General features: G+C 49.8%; 14 protein-coding genes. 4 read left to right on the forward strand and 10 right to left on the reverse strand.

Translation table 11 applies throughout. The annotated features are described in order from the left end of the window. Nucleotides 1-5: 5 nt before the first annotated feature. The 5 genes from csm2 to cas6 all read right to left on the reverse strand — a co-directional run bounded on the left by csm2 (nucleotide 6) and on the right by cas6 (nucleotide 6,070). Nucleotides 6-386, reverse strand: coding sequence for a type III-A CRISPR-associated protein Csm2 (gene csm2, locus ACRJJO_RS06905; protein ID WP_125219792.1), 381 nt, complete (start codon nucleotides 384-386; stop codon nucleotides 6-8). A gap of 177 nt (nucleotides 387-563) precedes the next feature. Continuing rightward, nucleotides 564-1,094: an REP-associated tyrosine transposase gene (locus tag ACRJJO_RS06910; protein ID WP_431065134.1), complete on the reverse strand. Its 531-nt coding sequence runs from the start codon at nucleotides 1,092-1,094 to the stop codon at nucleotides 564-566. A gap of 98 nt (nucleotides 1,095-1,192) precedes the next feature. Then, nucleotides 1,193-3,880 (reverse strand): type III-A CRISPR-associated protein Cas10/Csm1, encoded by a 2,688-nt coding sequence (gene cas10, locus ACRJJO_RS06915; protein WP_431065135.1) that lies wholly within the window; start codon nucleotides 3,878-3,880, stop codon nucleotides 1,193-1,195. A 2-nt stretch (nucleotides 3,881-3,882) separates the two neighbouring features. Further along, nucleotides 3,883-4,980 carry a CRISPR-associated ring nuclease Csm6 gene (csm6, locus tag ACRJJO_RS06920; RefSeq protein ID WP_431065136.1) on the reverse strand — a complete coding sequence of 366 codons (1,098 nt, stop codon included), beginning with the start codon at nucleotides 4,978-4,980 and terminating at the stop codon, nucleotides 3,883-3,885. A gap of 121 nt (nucleotides 4,981-5,101) precedes the next feature. Further along, nucleotides 5,102-6,070 (reverse strand): CRISPR system precrRNA processing endoribonuclease RAMP protein Cas6, encoded by a 969-nt coding sequence (gene cas6 / locus ACRJJO_RS06925; protein WP_431065137.1) that lies wholly within the window; start codon nucleotides 6,068-6,070, stop codon nucleotides 5,102-5,104. Between the two features lie 847 nt (nucleotides 6,071-6,917). Between cas6 and ACRJJO_RS06930 the strand changes: the two genes are divergently transcribed. From ACRJJO_RS06930 to ACRJJO_RS06945, 4 genes are all read left to right on the forward strand, one after another. Then, a complete protein-coding gene (locus ACRJJO_RS06930) occupies nucleotides 6,918-8,480 on the forward strand; it encodes a Re/Si-specific NAD(P)(+) transhydrogenase subunit alpha (RefSeq protein ID WP_431065138.1) in 1,563 nt (520 codons plus the stop codon). Between the two features lie 9 nt (nucleotides 8,481-8,489). Continuing rightward, nucleotides 8,490-9,881: a Re/Si-specific NAD(P)(+) transhydrogenase subunit beta gene (gene pntB, locus ACRJJO_RS06935; protein WP_431065139.1), complete on the forward strand. Its 1,392-nt coding sequence runs from the start codon at nucleotides 8,490-8,492 to the stop codon at nucleotides 9,879-9,881. Nucleotides 9,882-10,691: 810 nt separating this feature from the next. Further along, nucleotides 10,692-11,879 carry a glycoside hydrolase family 57 gene (locus ACRJJO_RS06940; protein WP_431065140.1) on the forward strand — a complete coding sequence of 396 codons (1,188 nt, stop codon included), beginning with the start codon at nucleotides 10,692-10,694 and terminating at the stop codon, nucleotides 11,877-11,879. 390 nt (nucleotides 11,880-12,269) lie between these two features. Next, complete coding sequence (locus tag ACRJJO_RS06945; RefSeq protein WP_431065141.1) at nucleotides 12,270-13,733, forward strand: glycosyl hydrolase family 57; 1,464 nt, start codon at nucleotides 12,270-12,272, stop codon at nucleotides 13,731-13,733. Nucleotides 13,734-14,232: 499 nt separating this feature from the next. Here the strand turns inward: ACRJJO_RS06945 and ACRJJO_RS06950 are convergent, their stop codons facing one another. From ACRJJO_RS06950 to ACRJJO_RS06970, 5 genes are all read right to left on the reverse strand, one after another. Then, on the reverse strand, nucleotides 14,233-14,838 hold the full coding sequence (locus ACRJJO_RS06950; protein WP_431065142.1) for an alpha-ketoglutarate-dependent dioxygenase AlkB family protein: 606 nt from the start codon (nucleotides 14,836-14,838) through the stop codon (nucleotides 14,233-14,235). Nucleotides 14,839-14,871: 33 nt separating this feature from the next. Then, entirely contained in the window at nucleotides 14,872-17,250 is a 2,379-nt protein-coding gene (locus ACRJJO_RS06955; protein WP_431065143.1) for an EAL domain-containing protein, read from the reverse strand. Between the two features lie 92 nt (nucleotides 17,251-17,342). After that, complete coding sequence (locus tag ACRJJO_RS06960; protein WP_431065144.1) at nucleotides 17,343-18,644, reverse strand: M18 family aminopeptidase; 1,302 nt, start codon at nucleotides 18,642-18,644, stop codon at nucleotides 17,343-17,345. Continuing rightward, nucleotides 18,641-19,030: a peptide-methionine (R)-S-oxide reductase MsrB gene (msrB, locus tag ACRJJO_RS06965; RefSeq protein WP_404355873.1), complete on the reverse strand. Its 390-nt coding sequence runs from the start codon at nucleotides 19,028-19,030 to the stop codon at nucleotides 18,641-18,643. Before msrB ends, ACRJJO_RS06960 begins: the two co-directional genes overlap by 4 nt. Continuing rightward, the gene (locus tag ACRJJO_RS06970) at nucleotides 19,027-19,551 is read right to left on the reverse strand and encodes an O-acetyl-ADP-ribose deacetylase (protein ID WP_431065145.1); all 525 of its coding nucleotides are present in this window, start codon (nucleotides 19,549-19,551) and stop codon (nucleotides 19,027-19,029) included. Before ACRJJO_RS06970 ends, msrB begins: the two co-directional genes overlap by 4 nt. Nucleotides 19,552-19,568 lie beyond the last annotated feature (17 nt).

A 19,568-nucleotide genomic window follows, 5' to 3' on the forward strand; every position in this document is an offset into this window, starting at 1 on the left:
TCCGATCAATTTGGGCGTTCTTGTTTATAAAAGCCCATGAAGGCTTCCATGAATAATTTGAATGTGTGCAGGGTTTGAGCACAGATGACTTGTTGCAACCCTTTATGGATCAAGTCAACAAAATTGTCATCGACTAACTTACGGCCTCTCGCATATGCTGCCTTGGCGTTGATCATCCGAATAAAGGGTAAATAATCATCAAATTTTTCAGGATTTTGGCGTACCTTGCTGTCCCATAAAACAATTTCGTCATAAAACTTTCTGAGTTGAGTTGCCTTATTGACTCTGTCACCTCCGCTCGCAACAACTTTGGCCACATTTTTGGCTATGTCATTGAACAAGTCCGGGTTGATTTTTTCGCCCGGTTTACCGATGTTTATTTCCATGTTGTTCTCCTGTTTGTCTATGTCGCTTAAATTTCATTTCGCGCCGCAAGAGCGGCTTAGGCTTGCTCCCACGCCGGAGCGTGGGAGCCATGTTTTAAAGCTCTTATCGTTCCCACGCTCCGGCGTGGGAATGCATCCCGGGACGCTCCGCGTCCCGAGTAAAAGAGCCATTCGACTTCACCACGGGTCTATCTCAAGCAGAGGCTCGCCGCCAAAATAATTCGCCGCGCTGGAATAACGCCAATGCTCCGGCTTTGCGACATAACCCCGCTTTACCGGATTATGGTGAATGTAATCCAGCTTCTGCCTCATCATCGCTTCGTTGAGTACCAACTCGGCATGCGCGCCTTCTTGCCAGAACTGATACGCTCTATCCGTTTTATGCGCTCGTTTTGCGAAACGAAGCCGGTCCAGGATGCGATCGACTCGATTTTCTTGTAGGTAATCGATGATCTTCCGTGCCGTATAGGATTTGAAGCTATTCAGGCATTTATCCAAGCGCTCCGAATGTGCGACGAAGTGCAGATGATTTTCCAGCACGACGAAGCCGTATAGTTTCAAGCCTTGCTCTTTGCGTTGATATTGCCAGCAATCGAGTAGTACCTGCACGGTCTCCGGACGCGTGAAGACCGGTAGCCATTCCATTATGGTGCAGGTTAGAAAATGCGGCTGGCCCGGTTCTTTTATCGTGTAGCGGCTTCTTCCCATAGTGTTTCCTATCTCGACGCGGAGCGTCTTCGGATGCATTCCCACGCTGGAGCGTGGGAACGATGAAGGCCGCGACGCAGCGTCGCTTCCGAAATCACTTAATCGCGTTGCTGGTATAGGTGGCAAAACAGCGCGACTCGATAATTACTGCCGTGCCGAATGATGCCGGCATTGGCGATTTCCTCAGCCAGTTCCGCTTGTCGGCGTTTACGCTGTTCTTTATCGAGATGCTTGTTGCGCTCCAGCATGCGCACGGTACGGTAAGCGAAGTAGCTATGCCAAATCGCGTTTTCCGGCTTTTCGTCGACCTTCTCGGCCATGTCGATCAAGTTGAGCAGGCCGTAAACATAGCCGGTGCTTAAGTCCATGTCTTCGCTGAGTTCCTGCAAACGTTTCCGGCGGGTTGCCAAGGCGCTGAACTCTTTCCAAACCATGGCTTGATTAAAACAGTTGACGGCGTTTTTGGGCGAAGGCGCAACTTGACCGGGATTATGCGCTTTGGCTCGCTCCAGCGCATCCTCCGCCATTTCGCCCAACTGATTGATCGGCAGGCCGGGCTTGGTGGTGCTGATACCGGCGGAAAAGTGTACTTCGGGATTGTGCGCGACGTATTCTTGAAAAGCTTGCCGCATTTTGCCGGCCATATTTATCTGCGACAGCCAAGGACCTATCAGAAAAAAATCGTCGCCGCCGGCAAAGACCGTGTAGGTGTTTCGATATTGGTCATCGGATCGGCACAGCCATGGTAAATAAATCGTAAAGAATGCGTTGATTTGCCGGGACAAGGCGGCGGTTTTACTGAAACTGGTATCGTCTCCAAGTCCCGATTGAAAGATCATGCCGAGATTATCGACATCGCCTTTTAAGGTCGAAAGTGCCGTAATACCCTGCCATCGATGGTTTTCCTGCAAGGTTTGATCTTCGCAGGCAATATGATTGAGCGTTTTCGCATCGCCCAATTCCAATTTGTCCTCGCCGGCATATTTGCCCAATAGCGCCTCCGCTTGCGCCTTGTCATCAAATATCGGCACATAGGCATTGATCGTTCGTCTGGCATAACCGTTCCACAATGCGCCATCCGCAGATTTCGGCAGCGAAAAATCCCACGCCCTGAGCAGATTGCCGTTTTTGGCCTGTTCGCCGAATTTACCTTGGATGTCTTGGTTTTCGGCAAAACCGATATGGTAGCCGAACACCGGTATTTTGAGTGTGCTGGACATATTCAAGGATTGCCGAGTGATCAGAATACGCTCCCGGCGCGTCAACCACTCCCCGGTTTTCAGTTGGTCCCACGCCAATCGGCTAATGCTGGTTTCTTGGTCGAGTTGCTCGCTGGCCGGCGATTTTCCGTCAATTTTGCAAACGCCTTTTGCATTATCAAAGCTGTCGAGAAAGTCTTTGAATACGATCGGCGCCTCTGTATCACCGCACAGATTCAGCCGCTGGTTTTTGGTAATCTCCAGTTGATCGAATAGTTTAGTAATCAGTCTCATATAGGGGCTTGGCTTTCCGGCTTTACCGCGCCGAAAATCGTTACACGAGGCATCCGTCCAAGCTAATCCGACCCCTGCTTGCCCCCAACTATGCTGTAAAAACCAGTCGTTTAACTCTTGCTGAACCTGTTGCAGCGTTTCAATAGTCGCCGGCGTATTCGGCGCGACGATCATGAACTTGCCGGCGGCGTTGATGACTTGGCTCGTGGATGGTAAAGCCAATGCTTCCAAAACCTTGAGCGCCGCGCATTCGCTGAGCAATGAGACATAAAATGAACGGCCGCGCAGCAATTTGGCGGCTCTCTTGTTGGTTTCGCCGCCGCTGGCGAAAATGAAATCCTGAATACCGAAAAAGTCGCCTTGAATCAGTAGAATCTTCTTCTCTTGCCAGCTTTGTTCTTGGGCTTTGAGTGCTTTGGCAGCGTTTTCATCGGTTTCGCCCCGCTCGTGGTGATAACGCCACAATGCCGTTGCCAGCGCCGCCGCGACTCGGGAATGGTCGTATAACGAAACATCCGGGCGGATATTGAATGCCGTGGCGGAAGGAATGGCTTGTGTATAAACGCCCCATAAGGTTTCAAAATGATCCAGCCATAACGACCAGTTGTTACGGTGCGATTTCGGCAATAATTTCAACGCCTCGACAAAGCCCTGCCATAACTTCTCATATTCCTTTTGTGCGGCTTTGTCGTCGTTGCCTTCGCATTTCTCGCTCTTTACCGGAAAAATACTATTTGGCGACAGCGGTTTGAGCGGATAGCGATACGCATAGTGTTGCTTGTCTTCGCTATGCAAACGTATTTGCTCGAACAAGGTCAACTGCCTTGCGGTGTAGTGATTTTTGCCCGTCTCTGTAATATCTTCGCCGTGATTGTAGGTTTCGAATTCTTCTCGGTCGAAGCCCGATGCCACGCGATCTGCCGTCGCGATGATCCATTGTAAAAAGGTCTCCGGCTTATGATGCTTGGCTGCGGCATTGATAAACGAGTCATCGGCTTCCTTGGATTTCCACGAACCGAAAGGCGCGAAATCGGTGCCTTTCAACTCGGGCATGGATTCTTCGATCAAATCCATCGCTAAACCCGTATAGGCTGCATGAACATGACTGAACCAGCCTTTGTCATCGACATGATTTTTCCGATGCGGACAATAAAGCTGTTTGTTGGCGTCTAGTATTTCTTGGTCGACCGGTATCCTCGCCCGTTCGGCAAACTTGCCTAAATCGTGTAAAAAAGCAGATAAGGCGATGCGGCTCGATTGATCCAATAATTTTCTTTTTTCTTGTTCTTGCATATTTATGACTCCTGATAATGTATCTGCCCTACTTCCAACGGTATCCAATACCCCGTCCTGGGCCGCTTGCCAACTGCGGCGATCAGGTAGGGTTTGGCGTTGACGCCTAGCGCTTCTTTTAGCCGGCTGTTGACTCCGGATTTTCTTTGTTCGAAAAAGGCTTTGCTCATGCCCTCTTCCAGTGTTTTCAAGGTTCGGTCGGACAAGCCCAGTTCGCCGGCGATTTGCCGGTAGCTTTTTAGGTATTCGAACATGTATTCCATGTCGGGCACGCCGTCGGACGGGCATGTGACAGGCGGCATGTTGTGCGCTTGCCGGTTGAGCAGCCATAGATAAAACGCCAGTTCGACCGGTTTGAGTTTGATCGCGGCGCCGTGCGCGCTGAGGGTTCTTTGTTTGAAGTCGATGGTCAATTCGGGCGGGCCGAGTTTTTGTTGAGCGTTGGCCACGGCGCGGCTGAAGCTGGTCTTGCCTTCGAGTAAAGCCGGGTCGAGGCCGTGGCGTAAGCGCACGAAGGCTATGTCGGCCAGGACGACTTCGGCGTGTTGCGTGTCCAGCGGTTTTCGGGTCGGGTCGTTGCCGTAGATGATTTGCGACTGCGGCGTCGGGTAATAAAACTGCGGATGCGATTCGTAGTCTGGCGATACCAGGACATGGCTGAGCCGGTCTTGCGAACGTCCGTAAAGCGACAGTGCATAGCCGGCGTAGAAGCCCATGGTTTTTCTGCCGCCGGCGATCGATACGTGAAGTTCGCGGTTTGGGTCGGCGGTCAGTTGTCTGATCCATTCGGTGATGCCGTCGGCCATCGCTTGGTTGTCTTCGCGGCTGCGGATGTCCAGCAGCGGTTCGCCGCTATCGCGTTGCAGTAAATGGATGTCGCTTTCGTCGAAGGGCGGCATGGGCAAATCGTAGTCTTGATAAAATCTCTTGAGCCAGCCGTCGTTGATCAATGTTAGCTTGGCTCGTTGCCGGCCTTCGGCCGTGGTTAGGATATGGATGCGCGCGGGCATTTCGTCTTTCTGCTTGTGCAGAGCGTAGAGCGTTTCGGTGACGATTTGCGGTGTTAGGCCGGTTACGGCGAATAGGGTTGTGTTCGGCATTGGGTTGTTCTTCTTTTTTTTATAAGTTTTCGGTGCTTGGGCCTTGCGGCTTACCCTCACCTAGCGTTAGGTGAGGGTCGATCTGGGGATCGCTCCCACAGGGTAGTCATTCGATCCTACCTTACTTCGTTGACTTTTCTTCACTTGGCAAGCTTGTCGGCTTTATCGTGTAGGCGCCGAGCCCCATGCTGGTCGCCTTGCCGGCATGCGTCCATTGGCCTAGCCAAAGATAAGGCCAAAATGCTTCATTATTGCCTTGCATGTCTAAACTGAATCGGCCGAGCAGTCCGCCCATGTTCATTTCGGTTTGTTGTCTCGACGAGTAGCGCGTCCAGTCATGCCATTGAAGTTTGGTTTCGGTGCAATGCGTTGCAGATGCCTGTTTGGTCAGTCCGGCAAAGTCGGTTTCGAGCGGCTTGTCGGTATGAAAGTAGCTGAGCATCGACTGACGGCGCAGCAGGTTGGCGAAGAATGCGCCGAAGTTAAAATGATCCGGCGTCAGGTTTTTTCCGTCTTGTTTGATGCGTAGCGGCGTCTCCAATAAGATCGTAATCGATTCAGGCGGATCGGGTATCTTAGGCATCGATGCCGGCGGCCTCGGTTGCAGTTCACCCTCGCGATATAGGGTTTGCCCGCCCTCCATGGAATCGAGATAATCGATATGATGCAGTTCGAAGCGTTGTCGGTGTCCGCCGATGCCGTCGAGCCCGGCCTTTTGCAATGCATGAACGATGTACGGAAAGTAACGTTCGGCATGTCCGAATAAGATCATATCTAACGTATAGTTCGTGTCGATGGCGTCTTGCCGGGGAAACCGTAATACGAAAGGATGCGGCGCTGCATTGTATTTTCGCATTTTCTCGCTACCCGGTGGCGGCGGCGTTTCGAACACGACGCTGTAGGCGCAGGCGTTTTTTAATAGACATTGCGCGCAAGGCGTATTACGAACGACGCAAACGGTCTTTTTTAATGCATGGCCGAATGCGCCGCGCCAGGCGGAACCGGGAAAAGCCGGCAGACGAACCGGATGTTCGGTTTCGAAATGGAATCGGTAGTGATTGAACGGAATGGTGAGCGGTGTTGGGTGCATATGTAACCTCCTTGTTTAAGTTTAAACAATCTAACGGCTTTTCCCCGCTTCGGCAAGCTTTTCAGGTTCATTCATTTCATATTAAAGAAAACTTGAAATGCCCTGATTAGCAAGTTTCTTTAGCTAAAACGCAAAGCTGGTACATCCTTAGGATTTCGTGACAAATAACTTTCTTGTTCTATGAATTTTGTAGCGGGTTCGGTAACTCGCTTGACAGGACGCCATGAATACGTCCGTGTAGTCTTGACGGCGGCTTTCCCTGCCGCCGACACCTGTCAAACGGTAAGTATTCAGACCCCGTTGGCAAATTACCGCAATTCAGGCGTTATTGTTGGCCTCCCCCTTTGAAAAAAGGGGGGATTGAGGGGGATTTATTTAAGAAATCTCCCCTAGCCCCTCTTTTTCAAAGAGGGGCCTGAATACTTGCGTCAAACGAGTTACCGAACCTGCCTACCCTGAATCAAAAAACAGGGAAGTTATTTATGACCAAACCCTTAGCAGGACGGGTTAAATAACCCATCCTGCTAAAGATGGATACCGAAAGCACTTCGTTTGTAACTATTCAGTCCCCGGCAATTATAGTTTCCACGCTCTGCGTGGGAACTATAGGGGATTTGAATAATTACCTCGATTGGGCTTTCTCGCAGTTATTATCAATAGTTATTGAAATGCAATGGCGAATTGCCTATGCTCCGCAAGCGGAGTTTAATTAACTTCGTATTTCATAACGCTCGACTCGATTCACGGCACATCAACAACGATATTGCCCTATAAGCCCACAGGTCTAATCGGTCAGTAGCCCTCATACCGGGACGATGTGCTTAAACAAAAACAAAAAGGAAGCACTATGAAAATTGGTATCCCTAAAGAAGTACACGAAGGTGAAAAGCGCGTCGCGACGACGCCCGAGGCAGCCGAAAAAATCATCAAGCTCGGTTTTTCGGTCGCGGTCGAATCCGGCGCGGGTCTCGGTGCCGATATTTCGGATGAAGCCTATCGAAAAGCCGGCGTTGAAATCATCGATAGCCCCGAAAAAATTTGGCGGGACTGCGATGTAGTCATGAAGGTACGTCCGCCGCAAAAACATCCGAAACTCAAAAAAGACGAAGCCGAATTGCTCAAGGACGGCGGTCATTTAATCAGCTTTATTTGGCCCGCACAAAATGAAAAATTAATGCAGAAACTGGCCGCGAAAAACGCCACGGTAATGGCGATGGACAGCATCCCTCGCATCTCCCGCGCGCAAAAAATGGATGCGCTCAGTTCGATGGCCAACATTGCCGGCTACCGCGCCGTTATCGAAGCGGCTCAACATTTCGGCCGCTTCTTTACCGGTCAAATCACTGCGGCCGGTAAAATTCCGCCAGCCAAAGTCCTGGTCATCGGCGCGGGCGTTGCAGGGCTGGCCGCGATCGGCGCCGCGAAATCGCTCGGTGCGATCGTCCGGGCCTTCGACACCCGCCCCGAAGTCAAAGAACAAATCGAAAGCATGGACGCCGAATTCTTGATGCTGGATTTCGAGGAAGAAGGCTCCGGCACCGGCGGCTATGCCAAAACCATGTCCAAGGAATTCATCGAAGCCGAAATGGCTTTGTTCGCGCAACAAGCCAAGGATGTCGACATCATCATCACGACCGCTTTGATTCCCGGAAAACCGGCACCGAAGTTGATCACGAAAGCAATGGTCGAATCGATGAAGTCCGGCAGCATCGTCGTCGATCTAGCCTCGGAACAAGGCGGTAACTGCGAACTCACGCAAAAAGACAAGGTGGTTGTCGAGCATGGCGTCACGATCATCGGCTACAGCAATCTTCCCAGCCGTTTGGCGAATCAATCCAGCCAGCTCTATGCCACCAATTTAAGACATTTATTAACCGATCTTTGTCCCGAGAAAAACGGGCAACTCAATATCGACATGGAAGACGAAGCGATACGCGGCGCCACGGTTATCAAGGAAGGCAAGATTACTTGGCCACCACCTCCGCCGACATTGTCTGTCGCGCCGAAAACAACGGAAGATACTAAAGTCCCGGCCGTCATCGAGAAACCATCAGGATTACCGATACCACAACCGGTCAAGCAACTGCTTCCGCTGATTCTCGGCGGCCTGGCGCTGTTCAGTGTCGGCTCGGTCGCACCGGAATCGTTCATGTCGCATTTCACCGTGTTCGTGCTAGCCTGCTTCATCGGCTATCAAGTGATCTGGAATGTCACGCCGTCGCTGCATACGCCGTTGATGAGCGTTACCAATGCGATTAGCGGCATCATCGTGATTGGCGCTCTGATTCAAGTCTCGGCGCCGGGCTTTTTGATGACGTTATTGGCCGGTCTCGCCGTACTGGTCGCGTCGATCAATATCGTCGGCGGCTTTGTCGTAACACGCCGTATGTTAGAAATGTTCAGGAAATAGGAAGGTCCCATGTCTCAAAGTCTAGTTTCAATGTCTTACATCGCGGCGGCCGTTCTGTTCATCTTGAGCCTGAGCGGACTCAGCAATCAAGAGACCGCCCGTCGCGGCAATTATTACGGCATGGCCGGCATGACCATCGCGATTTTAGCCACCGTGCTGAGCGATTCGGTCACGGCCTATGTCACGCTGATCATCGCTTTGCTGATCGGCGGCTCCATCGGCGTCAAAGCCGCTCTGAAAGTCGAAATGACGCAAATGCCCGAATTGGTTGCAATCATGCACAGCCTGGTCGGTCTAGCGGCGGTTCTAGTCGGCTACGCGAATTTTATCGAGGAAGGCACTTCGCTTTTCGGAGTCGAAAAAACCATACATGAAATCGAGATTTATGTCGGCGTGCTGATCGGCGCGATTACGTTTTCCGGTTCGGTGATCGCATTCGGAAAGCTCAGCGGCCGTATCGACGGGAAACCGCTAATATTGCCCGCCCGGCACTGGCTTAATCTTAGTCTGCTGATCTTGGCGGTTTTGTTCGGTAAATGGTTTCTCGCGCAAGCAGAAACCGGCGGCGGCATGTTTCCGTTATTGTTGATGACGCTTATCGCGCTGGCCTTCGGCGTGCACATGGTCATGGCGATCGGCGGCGCGGATATGCCGGTCGTCGTTTCGATGCTGAATAGTTATTCGGGATGGGCCGCGGCCGCGACCGGCTTTATGCTCAGTAATGATTTATTGATCGTTACCGGCGCGTTGGTCGGTAGCAGCGGCGCAATCTTGAGCTACATCATGTGCCGTGCGATGAACCGGCATTTTCTTAGCGTGATTGCCGGCGGTTTCGGTACCGGTAGTAGCGGGGCGGCGGCTGAAATCGTCGGCGACGTCAATCCGATCACGCCGGAAGAAACCGCGCAATTGCTGATGTCGGCGGGACACATCGTGATCGTTCCGGGCTACGGCATGGCAGTCGCACAGGCGCAGCATACTGTGTTTGAAATCACTAAACTGCTCCGCCACAAGGGTAAGAATGTGCGTTTCGGTATTCACCCAGTTGCGGGACGCATGCCCGGCCACATGAACGTACTGCTGGCCGAGGCTAAAGTGCCTTACGACATTGTTTTCGAAATGGAGGAAATCAACGAAGACTTCCCCCATATCGATGTCACGCTGGTGATCGGCGCAAACGATATCGTCAATCCGTCGGCGCTCGACGACCCGAACAGCCCGATCGCCGGCATGCCGGTTCTTGAAGTCTGGAAGGGTCAAACGACGATCGCGATGAAGCGCAGCATGGCCTCGGGATACGCCGGCGTCGGCAATCCCTTGTTCGTGATGGAAAACACCCGCATGCTGTTCGGTGACGCAAACGACACGCTGCAGGCGGTTTTGAAAGCCTTGAGTGCTTGATAATTACTCCCTTTATACTCAAAAATTAGCTAACTTTATGAAGGTAGGGGTGTGGCTAGCGAGGATGTCGGCAGCAGGGAGCTGCCGTCAAGCGCCCATGGATGGGTTCACCCAGCACCTAAATTTCATAGTCCATTGGCTATGGTTAACAATCCTTGATAATTTAGGTGCTGGGTAAACGGCGATCCTCGATAGACACATCCCATGCCTTTTATTATGCTGTTACCCAAGGTCCACAGCTTGGGTAACCTGTTCAGGAAGCTGGAGCTTCCGGGGTGTCTTTCCCAAGCTGGAGCTTGGGAAAGAGCGTGATGTGGGTTGGCCGTTTTTAGCTTTATGCGCATAGGCGACGGGCCGAATTTTCATCTAAGAAGGGTTATATTTACAGGGCTGTCAATCGCATCCCTGCTATCAAAATCACCGAACAATTTTTCAGAATGAAGGACGTGATGAGGAACCTCAGCCTTATTCTAACCATAAGGGCGTCAAGGTTGTTGCTTATTTCGAAATGCCGGTGTTAAAGTACAGATAAGATTGATTGAATCAAGTCGCATGGCGTCTTAGGATTTCGTGAAAAATAACTTCCTTGTGCTATTGAGTTTTATAGCAGGCTCGGTAACTCGCTTGACAGGGCGCCGTGAATACGTCCGTGTAGGCTTGACGACGGCTTTCCCTGCCGCCGACACCTGCCAATCGAGCAACCGAACCGGCTTGCCTTGCATTCAAATAGGGAAGTTATTTATGACCGAATCCTTAATAAAGGTTAGTCAAATCAATTAACGGTCACACCACTTTTTAACGGTTACGCTTATGATCCATCATGCCCTAGCCTTACATTTTCACCAACCAGCCGGTAACCTTGAGTTTCTTTGGGAACATGAGCCCTGGGAAGCGGAAAAAATTCTCTTTGCGCTTGACCGGATTCCGAGAACGCTTTGGCCATATCAAGGCTTGGGTAAAGTCCACATCTCATTATCGGGAACTTTACTCGAAACTCTGTCGAACCCGTCTTTCCAGCAGCTCGTATACGGGAAAGTCGACTGCGGTACATTACTATGGTATCTCCAAAATGAAGAGATCATCCGAGTACTCGGCTCCGCTTATTACCACCCCGTTCTGCCGCTGATACCCGTAGCCGATCGCGAGCCTCAGGTGGAGCGCTGGCAGGGTATAGGAAAACACCTCTTCAACCGCGAGAAATTTTCGGGTTTTTGGCCGCCTGAAATGGGTTTCACGATGGAGTTGATTCCACTACTCAAACGATTCGGCTATAAATATGTCTTTGTCGATAGCGAACATGTGGAAGCATTAACACCGATGAGCTGGGAAGAATTGCATTATCGGCCTCACATAGCCCGTAACGGCAACGATAGCATTGTAGTGATCGTCAGAGACAGAGATCTATCGAACGCTCAAGAGTCTGGAATGGACTACGGTTGGTTCAGCCGCGAGGTTCACGACAGAACGCGTTGGTGCGATTTTGAACCATTAGTAACAACCTGCTCCGATGGCGACAATGGCGGATGGTTCCGCGATACCTCGCCTCATAACAACTTCTGGGGCGTCTTTTATCAAGAATTCATGGCGCAAGCCCAAAACGGCACCGACAATATTCGACCCGTATTTGTGGAAGATTATCTGGCTAAGCACGGTACCTATGGCGAGGTCTATGTCCGCCCCGGCGCTTGGAATACCGGTTGGCATCACGGCCGCGACTTTCAACAATGGACCGGCTCGCAAGCTCAAAAAGACGCCTTGGCTCGTGTCCATGCGATCAGCAAAATCGTTCACGAAACCCACTGGCAGACTTTAGAACAACCAGATATGAACTCTAAACTTGAGGATTTGCAAGAATCCACGATGTGGCACTTACTTCGTTCGGAAACCAGTTGCAACTTCTATTGGGGAGAAGCCTGGGTACATCGCTGTCATGAAGACCTTAACGACTGTGTAACGACCTTGGAAACTATTCACGAACTTATTGCCAACCCGAAATGATTGATTAAGATCACACATAAAATTAATTTTGATAAGCAAGAAAATTAAGCCGATTGCCAAGAATAAACCTACCCAATTGACACCGGATTTTTGTTCGACTACAACATCCGGAAAGGAGCCTAGAGTTGCGCTCTGTAACTCTTTCCGGCTTGCAGTAGTAGATAGGCCGAAAGACCAATCTGTTGAGTATTTTTTCGCCGGAAATCGCTTAAACCAACGTTTTTCGTTGATACTTCACCCCCCATCATCCCTATCGGCCGGATGCCGTCATCAAGCTTTCAAGGAAGCCAAAGCCCATTGCAATCCACGATGTCGCCCCGGCAGCCCATGCCCGAGCGACAATTAACGCATATATAATCTAACGTAAACTCAACCAATGAGGAATCTCAAATGGATCAACTTGCGGAATATGTCGATGAATTTCCCAATTTTTGCGGTGCCGAAGAACAAGTCTTGAAAGCCGTCCGACAAGGACGTCGTCAAGAATTCTATCGAGAAGCCGGCAAAATAGACTTCAGCAATACTCGCGCCGCCTGCGCGATTGCACTACACATGCATCAACCGTTGATTCCTGCGGGCGGTGACGACTTGTCGACCGCGGCCATTATCAGCAATCTTCAATATATGATGGAACACCCCGATATCGGCGACAATCACAATGCCGGCGCGTTCCATTATTGCTACAAACGGATAGGCGAGTTTATCCCACAATTAATCAGTGAAGGCAAAAACCCTCGCGCGATGCTGGAGTATTCCGGCACACTGTTCCACGGCCTGCGCAAAATGGGGCTTCACGATGTTTTCGATACGCTCAAAACCGTCACTTGCAATCCCGAATTCAATCACGCGGTCGAATGGTTAGGCGCGCCATGGGGACATGCCGTCGCACCGTCGACCCCGGTTCAGGATTTTCGTTTACACGTATTGGCGTGGCAACAGCATTTCGCGGCTATTTTCGGTTGGCAAGCCTTAGAGCGCGTCAGAGGCTTTTCGCCATCGGAAATGGCATTGCCCAATCACCCGGATGTCGCTTATGAATTCGTTAAAACTCTTGTCGATTGCGGCTATCAATGGGTGCTCGTGCAAGAACATAGCGTCGAACATCCCGAAGACGGCAGCAACCCGCGTCAGCCGCATTTACCGCATCGTCTGGTTTGCACCAACTCAGCCGGCGAAACCGCGAGCATTATCGCCATTGTTAAGACCCAAGGTTCCGACACCAAACTGGTAGCGCAAATGCAGCCTTGGTATGAAGCGCAAAGCCTATCGACGCTAATGCTAGCCGGACACAAGGTGCCGCCATTAGTGACGCAAATCGCCGACGGCGAGAATGGCGGCGTCATGATGAACGAATTTCCCGGCAAATTCATGGAAGTCGCCAGAGAGTCTTCTTGGAGCGACGTGCCGATGATGAATGCCAGCGAATACCTAGAGCATCTTTGGTCGATCGGCATAAAAGAAGATGACCTGCCGGCAATTCAACCGGTTTTTCAACGGGCTATTTGGCAGCGGATGAAGCCGGGAGATGGCTCGGATCGCTTGGCCAAAGTCATCGAAGAGATTAAAGGAGAAGACCATAGATTTCATATGGATGGCGGCAGTTGGACCAATGATTTATCCTGGGTCCACGGTTATGAAAACGTGCTAGGACCGATGGAAGAAATCAGCTCGTTGTTCAATGAAAAAGTCATTAAAACGAAAATACCGAGTTCCGATGCGCGTTATCGCAATGCCCTCTTCCACTTACTATCCTCGCAAACCAGTTGTTATCGTTACTGGGGTCAAGGCCAATGGACCGACTACGGACGGGAAATTTGCCGGCGCGCAAAAAATGTATTGGAATACGATTTTTAATCCTTCAACCTAGAAAGAGCAGTTGGCATGTGTTGTAGACCCGCCGAATTTCACGCTCTTTCCCAAGCTCTAGCTCTCATCGTTATACATTAAGTCAAAAATTACCGTTTTCCTCGTTCCCACCGCTCCAGCGTGGAAATACATGCCGATCTTGCCTCGGCTGACAAGGTATGGGTTCCCACGGAGGACCGTGGGAACCAGAAACCTCGATTTCATTTATTGTCACTTAATACCCTCGGATATCCCACACCTAACGCTCACTGCCATTAATTTAAGCCATCACAGAATTAAGTAATGCTTGTATCCAGGATCTACTTTGCCTCAAAAGCTTGCCATCCATGGCACTGGATTCCGCCAGTCCATGGCGGAATGACGGGCTTCCCTTAACTTAATGGCAGTAACACCTAACGCTAGGTGATCCTACAATTTATGTATAACGATGAGAGCTCCAGCTTGGGAAACAGCGGACAGCGGGCCTCCGCGCGAGTTAAATTTCTTTTTAAAAACCCCTGATTTTCCTAAACGTCAAATTGATCCGGGGCGATTTCAATTGCCCGGTTTTTGGAATGGCATGGCGCCAATGATGCTGAAGCGAGCCGGCCATGATCAATAAATCTCCATGACCCAGCACCAAGTCCAACTTCTCCTTGGATTTGTTATGAACTAGCCGGAACAGCCGCTCATCCCCCAAACTCAACGAAGCAATCGCCGGATTCATACCCAGCTCTTTTTCGTTATCGGCATGGTAACCCATCGAATCCTGTCCGCTTCGATATAGATTTGCCAGTACGCTATTGAAAGTATATGTAAAATCCGACTGGATTCGTTGCCGTATTGCATTCAGTTCGGCCGTCCAAGGCAATGGCTCATGCTTGACGCCGGAATAGGCATAAACCGCGTCAGGATCGCCGTACCAGCATGTCAAACGCGGCACGTTGACAGGTTTTCCAAACATCCATATCGATTCTTCCTGCCAAGCCAGCCTATCGAGCAATATCGCAAACAGCTCGTTCGCCTCGTCTAACGAGTAATATTGTTTGAGCAAAAAAACGTTGCCATCCCGAGGCGCTAAATTTTTGAGGGCGGATGAATCGAGTAACGGCATTTGTTTGACGGAATGAAAAAACAGAGATCGGGGCTATTGAACCTTAGCGGCCAGATTGATCAATCGAAGGTCTTTTAATAATACCGGCTTGCCGATTCCGTAACCTTGCGCATAATCGACACCCAGCTCACTTAGCAGCTTTAAAATGCGCTCGTTTTCGACGAACTCGGCAATTGTTTTCTTACCCATCACATGACCGACCTCATTGATAGATCGGACCATCGCCAAATCGACCTCATCGTCAACAATGTCTTTAACGAACAAACCATCGATCTTGAGAAAATCCACCGGTAAATTTTTCAAGTACGCGAATGAAGACAAACCGCTACCGAAGTCATCCAACGAAAATAAACTGCCCCGGTCTCTCAGCGCATTAATCGCGCGCGTTGCGTTCGATAAATTGGCAATCGCGGCAGTTTCGGTGATTTCGAAACAAATTTTATCTGTCGGAATTTCCCATTGCTTAAATCGATTGGAAATATATTCCAGCATCGTTTCGTCGGATAGCGATAACCCCGACAGATTAACCGAACATAACGACATCTTATCGATAAACCCGGGACGCATCGCCAGCCATTCGAATAACGAAGCAATAACCCATTTATCTAGGGCGGCCGCCAAATTATAACGTTCCGCAGCCGGTAAAAAAGCGCCCGGAGGTACGATATGCCCGGCGTCGTCTTGGTATCGAATCAAGGTTTCAAAATGCAAACCTTCATTGTTATGGCCGATAGGCACGATCGGCTGTCCGTACAGGCGAAATTGATGATTAGCGATACCTCGTTGAATTTTCTCGACCCACTGCATTTCTCCCTGCCGGGAAGCCAATTCCTGATCATTGGGCCGAAAAAGATGTACCCGATTGCGGCCTTTTTCCTTGGCCGCATAACAAGCCGCATCGGCATCCTTAAGCGATTCGGTGCTATTACCGCTGATACTGTTGATTCCGGCAATGCCAATACTGACGCCGATCGAAAAAGTTCTATCTTCCCAAGCAAAACGAAACTCTTGTATCGCCTTTCGGATTTTTTCACAGGTAATCGCGGCCTGCGTCAATAAACAACCTTTCATCAAAATACCGAACTCGTCTCCGCCCAAGCGCGCGAATAAATCATCTTGGCGGATTTGACTTTTGATCAATACGCTCAATTGCCTCAATAACTCGTCTCCGGCCACATGACCGCATGTATCGTTTACGACCTTAAATTGATCTAAATCGAGATAGCATAAGGCATACTCAGTTCTCGAATTACGCGCGGAACGCAAGGCCTGTTGTATTTGTTTATCGAATTCGGTTCGATTAAGTAGGCCGGTCAAGCTATCGTGTTGCGCTTGATAGGTTATCTGCTCGGATAATTTACGAGCCTCTGTTATATCCTCACACACCAATAAAATATTCATTTTATTTTGAGCTTGAATGACCCTCGCCGCGCCTCTGACCCAAATAATACTATTGTCCTGACAAACCATACGAACTTCGATTTTATTCACCCGGAGCGGATCCTTCACACAAAGTCCAAACATCTCTTCCATCAACGTGCGGTCATCAAAATGAACGAAATTAAAAATCAAATCGCCTTGCAGCCGACGGTCGCTATGTATTAATTGCCTCGCTCCAAATTTATTGACGGAAATAATGCGTCCGTCCGGTTCGACATTAAAAATAATCGTGGGATTATCGTCATAAAGTAGTAAATAGCGATTTTTCGCTTCTATCAGCGCTTTATTCTGCGTTTGAACGGTTGCAATCATCGCATTGAAGGTCTCGACCAACTGACCTAGCTCATCATCGGCGAACTTTTTGGCGCGAAACGAATAATTCCTTCCGGCATCTATTTTTTTAACGGTATCGAGTAAATGATTGACCGGCGCAACGATTAATCGAGATAGCTGTATTTTCAGTATTAGTGTCAATAAGATACTTGCCAATACCGTGATAATGAACCAACGGAAAAAATGAACCTGCTCCCAAAACATTCCCGAGATATCACCTACGAGATAAACCAAGCCGATAGTGTCGTTATTGACTTGAATCGGGGCACGGGCAACCGCCTGTAACCAATGCTGTTTTTCTAATTTATGTAACTCCGGGCATTGTTTCGAACCGTCCAAACTCGAAAAAACATTCCCTTGACTATCATAAACACAAGCCAATTTGATGACACCTAGTCGGTTGGCCGATTTCAATTCATGCTCGATTGGTCCGTGGCGACTCGTCGATAAGGCCATTACGCTGCGTTCACTAATCTTCTCGGCAGCTGAAACCAATTCAGCGGAAGCCGTCTGCTTGATTCCGACCAGTTCAAAAAATGCCCACAATAGAAAAATGCATACAACTAGACAAAGAGCGGCGAAAAATGTCGCCATCGAAATTTTATGCTCAAGCGACAAACTACGTATCGAGGGCATCATAATGTCCTAATTTATTTGGCAGTGCTATAGTCATAAGCTTTCCAATATCTACTCAGGACAAATCTCCATCGTCGAATTCGATCGTAGCCGAATCAATATTGAAAAAAACATTTGAACGCATCGATCATGTAACCGTGATCCAAAACACCGGCGCTTTCGCGAATACTGTGCATCGCCCACATGGGATTACCGACATCGACCGTTCGCAGACCCAATTTGGCTGACGTGATCGGACCGATGGTACTTCCGCAAGGCAAATCGCTTCGGTGAGAATATTTTTGATACGGTACGCCGGCCCGCTCGCACCAGCCCGCAAACATCGCCTCGGAAACGCTATCCGAGGCGTAGCGTCGATTGGCATTGACTTTAATAACGGGTCCCTTGTTGACTAGCACCTTATGGTCGGGTTCGTAAAACATCGGAAAATTGGGTTGATAGGCATGCGCCATATCCGCGCTGATCATGAAACTCTGCGTCAAGGCGCGTTGATAATCCTCGCCTTGCAATCCGAAGTTCGATGCAATCCGGCCCAATAAGTCCGGTAAAAAACTGCCGTCGGCGCCTTTGCAAGTCGTACTGCCGATTTCTTCATGATCGAAAAACGCGCATACCAAAGTTTTACCCGATGTCAGCACAGTTTCGTCCAATAAGGCCGTTAACGCGGCATGACAAGAGGCTAAATTATCCAGCTGGCTGTTCGCATAGAATTCATTATCCGCCCCCCAAAACGTACCTTTCTGCGTATCGTAGACATTGAGTTCGAAAGCCAGCAATTGCTCCGCCCTGATATCGGCGACTTGTTCGAGTAATTCCGAAAAATAGGTTGGCGGCAACTGCTGTTCGGCGAACAACGAAAGTATTAACGGCAGTTCGAGTTGTTTGTTCAATTTCAAGCCGTCTTCATTTACCCCTCGATTCATATGAATCGCCAAATTAGGCAAGCGCAACAACGGCCGCTTGAAATCGATCAATTCAGTATGTATACCATCGCCGGACTTGTAGCTAACTCGCCCCGCCAAACTCAAATCCCGATCGGTAAAAGTAGCCAGAATCGGTCCGCCATACACTTCGACGCCGACTCTGATATAGCCATCCAATAAATTCGCGGCATTCGGCTTGACTCGAAGCCCTGGAGAATCGGTATGCGCACCGATAATCTTGAAACCGGTTTCATCGAGTGGTTGATGCCCTTGTACAAACACGACGACCGAGGAATCGTCGCGAACGACATAGTAGCGCCCGCCGGGTTCCAAGGACCATTTAGCAGTCTCGTCCAGCTTAACGAAACCGTAAGGAAGTAAGGCTTTTTCAACCGTGCTTACAGCATGCCACGGGCTCGGGCTTGTATCGATAAAATCCAGTAATTGTTGAACCTGTAAACGTGAATCGATCATTTCTTTTTCAACTCCAATGCTGCCGAATTGATGCAATAACGAAGACCGGTCGGTTCGGGGCCGTCTTCGAAAACATGGCCTAAATGCGCATGACATGATTTACATGTCACTTCGACACGGCGCATGCCATGACTGCTATCCTCCGATTGAGTTAAGCTGTCGGCGGAAAAGACATCCCAAAAACTAGGCCAGCCCGAACCTGAATTGTATTTAGTATCGGAATCGAAAAGCGGATTACCGCAGCAAACACAATGATAAACCCCCTCTTCTTTACAATCGGTATATTTTCCGGTGAACGGCGGCTCGGTTCCTTTATTCCAACAGATGTTGTACTGTTCCGGTGTCAGTTTTTCTCTTAATTCTCGATCTTGTTTCGGCTCCGTCATAGCACACCTTTAATGCGGTTAAATTGCTCATGATAAGCCTTAAGTACCGGTTCGGCAAAACAGACCAAGTAAACCGTTTCCAAGTCGACACAATTTTGCAAATTATCGGCTATCGAATTGATCGCTATTCCTGCAGCCTGGTCCATTGGATAGCCGTATACGCCGCACGAAATCGCAGGAAAGGCAATCGACTTAAAGCCTTGTTCGGCTGCGATATCCAAACAAGAACGATAACAAGAAGCCAACAGCCGCGCCTCACCGTGGGTACCTCCCGACCATACCGGCCCGACGGTATGAATTACGAAACGGGCCGGTAATCGAAAACCGGGGGTTATTTTTGCCTGACCGACCCGACAGCCATTCAGTTTTTTACAGGCTTCCAGTAATTCGGGGCCTGCGGCACGATGTATCGCGCCATCGACGCCGCCTCCGCCCAATAATGAAACATTGGCTGCATTGACGATCGCGTCGACTTTCAGTTGGGTAATATTATCCTGGATAATTTTTATCGTCGCCGTCATAGTGCTCTCCGAATAAT

Source organism: Methylotuvimicrobium sp., assembly GCF_050611805.1.
Lineage (GTDB): Bacteria > Pseudomonadota > Gammaproteobacteria > Methylococcales > Methylomonadaceae > Methylotuvimicrobium.

Coding starts and splice junctions, on each gene's coding strand:
- ACRJJO_RS06910 (WP_431065134.1), bottom strand. CDS start 1,094: ATGGGAAGAAGCCGCTACACGATAAAAGAACCGGGCCAGCCGCATTTT.
- cas10 (WP_431065135.1), bottom strand. CDS start 3,880: ATGCAAGAACAAGAAAAAAGAAAATTATTGGATCAATCGAGCCGCATC.
- cas6 (WP_431065137.1), bottom strand. CDS start 6,070: ATGCACCCAACACCGCTCACCATTCCGTTCAATCACTACCGATTCCAT.
- ACRJJO_RS06930 (WP_431065138.1), top strand. CDS start 6,918: ATGAAAATTGGTATCCCTAAAGAAGTACACGAAGGTGAAAAGCGCGTC.
- csm2 (WP_125219792.1), bottom strand. CDS start 386: ATGGAAATAAACATCGGTAAACCGGGCGAAAAAATCAACCCGGACTTG.
- ACRJJO_RS06955 (WP_431065143.1), bottom strand. CDS start 17,250: ATGATGCCCTCGATACGTAGTTTGTCGCTTGAGCATAAAATTTCGATG.
- ACRJJO_RS06945 (WP_431065141.1), top strand. CDS start 12,270: ATGGATCAACTTGCGGAATATGTCGATGAATTTCCCAATTTTTGCGGT.
- csm6 (WP_431065136.1), bottom strand. CDS start 4,980: ATGCCGAACACAACCCTATTCGCCGTAACCGGCCTAACACCGCAAATC.
- ACRJJO_RS06950 (WP_431065142.1), bottom strand. CDS start 14,838: ATGCCGTTACTCGATTCATCCGCCCTCAAAAATTTAGCGCCTCGGGAT.
- ACRJJO_RS06960 (WP_431065144.1), bottom strand. CDS start 18,644: ATGATCGATTCACGTTTACAGGTTCAACAATTACTGGATTTTATCGAT.
- ACRJJO_RS06940 (WP_431065140.1), top strand. CDS start 10,692: ATGATCCATCATGCCCTAGCCTTACATTTTCACCAACCAGCCGGTAAC.
- msrB (WP_404355873.1), bottom strand. CDS start 19,030: ATGACGGAGCCGAAACAAGATCGAGAATTAAGAGAAAAACTGACACCG.
- pntB (WP_431065139.1), top strand. CDS start 8,490: ATGTCTCAAAGTCTAGTTTCAATGTCTTACATCGCGGCGGCCGTTCTG.
- ACRJJO_RS06970 (WP_431065145.1), bottom strand. CDS start 19,551: ATGACGGCGACGATAAAAATTATCCAGGATAATATTACCCAACTGAAA.